The organism is Mycobacterium sp. E2462 (assembly GCF_001672685.1).
Lineage (GTDB): Bacteria > Actinomycetota > Actinomycetes > Mycobacteriales > Mycobacteriaceae > Mycobacterium.
The window spans coordinates 1-3,584 of record NZ_LZKC01000184.1; the positions used below are offsets into that span (position 1 = coordinate 1).

Genomic DNA, 3,584 nt, shown 5'->3' on the forward strand with positions numbered 1-3,584 from the left:
TTTTGACGGTGGCGCGGTATTTGCGGGAGGCGCTGCTCGACCATCGCGAGCACCGTTTCGTAGCTCAGCCCGGCGCGCGGGCGGCGCAGGATGGACAGCGACCCCACATACATCGGGGTGGCGGTGTTCTCGAGCCGGAAGAAAGACGCGTCGGACGGGGACAACCGGGTCACCATGCGGGCCGTCCTCCTTCGTCATTCGTCAGCACGGCACGAGCGGGACCCATGCCTGGCCCACGGTAATCGCCGGACCGGTGCGCCGGGTCAGCGCGGGTACGCGCGCGCTCGAGTTGTGCCATGATGACCCACGACCACTGTCTGCCACTCTCCAGCGGGCTGCCGGTTATACCGAGGAGTTGGAGAGTGCGCGTTGAACATTAGTCCCGTTGCGCAACCGGCTGGCGCTTTCACCGTCACGCCCGTCGTCGATTACGAACCCCCGACCAAGGCCGCCCCGCGAGTCGTCCCCGCGTGTCGGCCGGCCGCGCGGGCCGCGTCGCGCCGCGGCGGTCAGGCCCCGCACCGGCCGCATGCGCCGCAGCCTGCGGCGGGCCCCCCGATCGCGCTGTCCGCCCCAATGCGCCAGGCCGCGAGCTTCGCCGACGCCGCGCTGCGCCGGGTGCTGGAGGTGCTCGACCGGCGCCGCCCGGCCGCGCAACTGGCCCCGTTGCTGGCGCCCAGCCTGGTGGACTCGGTCGTCGCGATCTCGGCGGCCGGGCACGCCGCCAGGGGCGAGGGCGCCGCGGTGCTGCGCCGGATGCGGCTGCAGCCGGCCGGGCACCGGAACCCGGACAGCGCGGCGGAGGTCTTCGGGTCCTACAGCCGCGGCCACCGGGTGCACGCCATCGCCTGCCGCGTCGAGCGGGTGACGGCGGGGGCCCGCTGGATGGTCGTCGCGCTGCACATCGGGTGAGCGGGCGGCGTCAGGTCGGCGTGGCGCCGGCCGGGCGCGGGCCCCCGGCGTAGCGCGCCAGCACCGGCCCCACGATGGCCATCACGAAGACGTAGGCCGTGGCCAGCGCGGCCACGGTGGGGGTGGCTTTGCCGGCCAGTCCGATGATGATCAGCGAGAACTCGCCGCGGGCGATCAGGGCGGTGCCCGCGCGCAGCTGCCCGCGCCGCGCCACCCCGTCGCGGCGGGCGGCGAACATCCCGGTCGCGACCTTGGTGGCCGCGCTGACCACCGCGAGGATCAGGGCGGCCGGCAGCACGGGGATCAAGTCGTGCGGGTCCACCTCGAAGCCGATGCCCAAGAAGAAGATGGCGCCGAACAGGTCCCGCAGCGGGGTCAGGACCTGGCGAACCCGCTCCGCCGTGTCGCCGGTCAGGGTGAGGCCCACCAGGAACGCGCCCACGGCGGCCGACGCATGCAGGGACTCCGCCAGCGCGGCCACCAACAGGGTGCCGCCCAGCACTCGAAGCAGCAGCTGTTCGGAGTCGGTGTGTTCGACGAGCCGCCCGACGTGATGGCCCCAGCGAAACGACGCGGCGAACGCCACGAGCAGGGCGCACACGGCGACGGCCATGCCGCCGAGCGCCTGCAAGTAGCCCCCGCCCGACGCCAGGACGGCGAACAGCGGCAGGTAGGCCGCCATCGCGAAGTCCTCGAGTACGAGCACCGACAGGACCGACGGCGTCTCGAGGTTGCCCAGCCGGCGCAGGTCGCCCAGCAGGCGCGCGATGACGCCGGACGAGGAGATGTAGGTGACGCCGGCCAGGCACAGCACGGCGACGCCGTTCAGGCCGAGCAGCCAGCCGGCGACGGCCCCGGGCGCCGCGTTGAGGACGATGTCGACGCCCGCGGACGGCAGGTGGCGCCGCATGCTGCTGGCGAACTCGGCCGCGGAGAACTCACAACCCAGGGTCAACAACAGCAGCACGATGCCGATGGGGGCGCCGGTGGTGATGAATTCGCCGGCCGCCGCGACGGGGAGCAGACCGCCCTTGCCGAGGCACAGGCCCGCGACCAGGTAGACCGGTATCGGGGACAGCGCGAAGCGACGTGCGACGCCTCCCAGCACGGCCAGCGTCGCCAGGAGGGCGCCGAGTTGCAACAGCAGCTCCCCCGAAACCTGCACGGTTTCAGCCTTTTTCGATGATTTGCCGAACGCCTGCGATGCCGTCTTCGGTGCCGACCACGATCAGGACGTCGCGGGCGTGCAGCATCTCGCCGGGCCCGGGCGAGGCGAGCACCTCCTCGTTGCGCACGATCGCGACGATGGACGCCCCGGTGCGGGTCCGCGCGCGGGTGTCCCCCAGCGGGCGCTGCGCGAACGGGCTGCCGCTCGGGATGTGCACCTGGCCCGTTTCCAGGCCGGGGATCTCGCGGGCCAGCTCGGTGAAGCGTTCGGCGATCCGCGGCGCCCCCAGGATTTGGGCCACCGCCTCGGCCTCCTGGTCGCTCAGGTGCAGCAGCTGCCGGGCCTCGTCGGGGTCCTCGCGGGCGTACACGACGACGTCGAAGTCACCGCCGCGCCGCGCGATGATGCCGATGCGGTCACCCCGGTGGTCGATGAACTCGTAGCGCAGACCGACGCCCGGCAGCAGCACCTCCTTGACGTCCATGTCCTCAATAGTGACAAACACCTCCGCGCCACCGTCAGTGGATCGCCCGAAGCGGCGCCGATTCGCCGTCAGCCGGCGCGGGCCGTGCGCGACCGGCGCGGTCTCGGCACCAGCATCGGCACGCGCAGGCGGTAGTCCCGGTACTGATCGCCCAGCGCGGCGAGGAGATCACGCTCCTCGAACTGGGTGGCGATCACGACGTAGCCGGTCATGGCCAGCGAGAACAACAGGTGACCGGCCGTCATGGTCGGCACAGCCCAGAAGGCGACGACGAAGCCGAGCATGAGGGGGTGTCGCACCAGCCGGTAGAGCAGCCGGACGTGGAACTCGATATCGGTGTAGGGCTCGGCGCGCCAGGCCAGATACACCTGCCGCAGCCCGAACAGGTCGAAGTGGTTGATCATGAAGGTCGCCGCGAGGCAGATCGCCCAACCGAGCCAGAACGCCGCCCACAGGAGCAGCCGCGCTGCCGGCACCTGGACGTCCCAGACGACGGTCGGCACCGGGCGCCACTGCCAGTACAGCAGCACCAGGGCGACGCTGGAGCACACCACGTAGGTGCTGCGCTCGACCGCGGGCGGCACGAGCCGCGTCCACCAGCTCTTGAAGCCGGGCCGCGCCATAACGCTGTGCTGGAGGCCGAAGACGGCCAGCAGCGCGGCGTCGATCGACACCGCCCAGCCGGTTGGCGACGCCGGGCCGCGGTCGACGGTCCGCGGCGCCCAAAAGTTTCCCAGGAAAGCGACGAGATAGAGGAACGCGGCGAGAAAGAGCAGATAACCGGCGGCCCCGTAGCCGACGGTCAGGTAACGCTTCATTAGCTGATTGTGCACCCGCCGGGCGCGGATGAGAATGGCCGAGCGCGGGGGCAGCGCGGCCGGGCGGACGGCTTGCGGGCCGCGGCCGGGTCAGCGGCGCTTGACCGACTTCGACGGCTTGGCGCCGCGCCGGGCTGAGCTACGAAACGGTGCTCGCGATGGTCGAGCAGCGCCTCCCGCAAATACCGCGGTACCGGCCGAG

General features: G+C 71.9%; 5 protein-coding genes. 1 reads left to right on the forward strand and 4 read right to left on the reverse strand.

Annotated features, from left to right (window positions below; translation table 11 throughout):
* The coding region (locus A5714_RS25240; RefSeq protein WP_231975840.1) for a wax ester/triacylglycerol synthase family O-acyltransferase at positions 1–176 on the reverse strand (176 nt) is incomplete at its 3' end.
* A gap of 193 nt (positions 177–369) precedes the next feature.
* On the opposite strand from A5714_RS25240, the gene A5714_RS27485 reads away from it, so the two are divergent.
* Positions 370–912, forward strand: a complete 543-nt coding sequence (locus A5714_RS27485; RefSeq protein ID WP_068284618.1) for an Rv3235 family protein — start codon at positions 370–372, stop codon at positions 910–912.
* Positions 913–922: 10 nt separating this feature from the next.
* On the opposite strand, the gene A5714_RS08870 is transcribed toward A5714_RS27485, so the two are convergent.
* The 3 genes from A5714_RS08870 to mddA form a co-directional block, all read right to left on the reverse strand.
* Positions 923–2,077, reverse strand: a complete 1,155-nt coding sequence (locus A5714_RS08870) for a cation:proton antiporter (protein WP_068284620.1) — start codon at positions 2,075–2,077, stop codon at positions 923–925.
* Positions 2,078–2,081: 4 nt separating this feature from the next.
* Positions 2,082–2,564, reverse strand: a complete 483-nt coding sequence (locus A5714_RS08875) for a cation:proton antiporter regulatory subunit (protein WP_068072832.1) — start codon at positions 2,562–2,564, stop codon at positions 2,082–2,084.
* A gap of 68 nt (positions 2,565–2,632) precedes the next feature.
* Positions 2,633–3,382, reverse strand: coding sequence for a methanethiol S-methyltransferase (gene mddA, locus A5714_RS08880; protein WP_068284622.1), 750 nt, complete (start codon positions 3,380–3,382; stop codon positions 2,633–2,635).
* Positions 3,383–3,584 lie beyond the last annotated feature (202 nt).

Excerpts from the sequence above, each read along its gene's own strand:
- mddA (WP_068284622.1), bottom strand. The coding sequence starts at position 3,382 with ATGAAGCGTTACCTGACCGTCGGCTACGGGGCCGCCGGTTATCTGCTC.
- A5714_RS08875 (WP_068072832.1), bottom strand. The coding sequence starts at position 2,564 with ATGGACGTCAAGGAGGTGCTGCTGCCGGGCGTCGGTCTGCGCTACGAG.